Origin of the sequence: Skermanella aerolata KACC 11604 (assembly GCF_000936425.1) — a bacterium.
GTDB lineage: Bacteria > Pseudomonadota > Alphaproteobacteria > Azospirillales > Azospirillaceae > Skermanella > Skermanella aerolata.
This window is the reverse complement of record NZ_AVFK01000170.1, coordinates 1-1087: the sequence shown is the minus strand read 5'-3', so window position 1 is coordinate 1087 and position 1087 is coordinate 1. Positions and strand designations below refer to the sequence as shown.

Sequence of the window (1087 nt, the reverse complement as noted above, 5' to 3'; positions counted from 1 at the left end):
GCGCGGGAGACGACCTGGAGCGACAGGATGCTGTCGCCGCCGAGCGCGAAGAAGTTGTCGTCGCGTCCGACCTTGGGCACACCGAGCACGTCGGACCACACCGCCGCGAGGATCAGTTCAGCCGGTGTGGCCGGCGCTTCGCCCGCTCCGGTGCCAGTCGCTGCTTCGGGAGCGGGCAGGGCCTTGCGGTCGATCTTGCCGTGATGGGTCAGCGGGAAGGCGTCGATCACGACGAAGGCGGACGGCACCATGTAGTCGGGCAGCGTGGCGCCGAGCGAGCGGCGCCATGCCGTCACGTCGCCGGTGCCGTCGCCGGTCGCGACATAGGCGACCAGCCGGAGGTCTCCCGCCGGGCCGGGCAGCGCCAGCACCAAAGCCTCGCGCACGCCGGGCTGGCGCGCCAGCGCCGCCTCGATCTCGCCCGGCTCGATCCGGAAGCCGCGCACCTTGACCTGCTGGTCGGCCCGGCCCAGGTACTCCAGGCTGCCGTCGGCCAGCCGCCGCGCCAGATCGCCCGAGCGGTAGAGCCGCGCGCCGGCGGGACCGAAGGGATCGGGCACGAAGCGCTCCGCCGTCAGGTCGGGACGGTTGCGGTAGCCGCGCGCCACCCCGCCGCCGCCGACGAAGATCTCGCCGACCACGCCGGCCGGCACCGGCTCCAGCCGGCCGTCGAGCAGGTGGACCTGGAGGTCGGCCAGCGGCCGGCCGATCTCGCTGCCGCGTCCGCCGAGGGCGTCGGCTTCGGTCAGGGCGCGGTAGGTGACATGCACCGTCGTTTCGGTGATGCCGTACATGTTGACCAGCACGGCGGCGTCGCCATGCGCCGCGTACCACGGCGCCAGGCTGGCCGGCTCCAGCGCTTCGCCGCCAAATACGACATGGCGCAGCGCCAGCGTCCTCCCCGACGTGAACGGGATCAGCTGGCGGAATGCCGAGGGCGTCTGGTTGAGCACGGTGACGCGCTCCCGCTCCAGCAGCTCGGCGAAGGCCTCGGGCGAGCGGCTGATCCAGTAAGGCACCACGACCAGCCGGCCGCCAAACAGCAAGGCGCCCCAGATCTCCCAGACCGAGAAATCGAAGGCGTAGG

The 1087-nt window shown here is 72.5% G+C and carries 1 protein-coding gene; it reads right to left on the bottom strand.

The features are described 5' to 3' along the window. Positions 1–1087: non-ribosomal peptide synthetase (locus N826_RS39025; protein ID WP_044438013.1), on the bottom strand; the 1087-nt coding region annotated here is incomplete at both ends.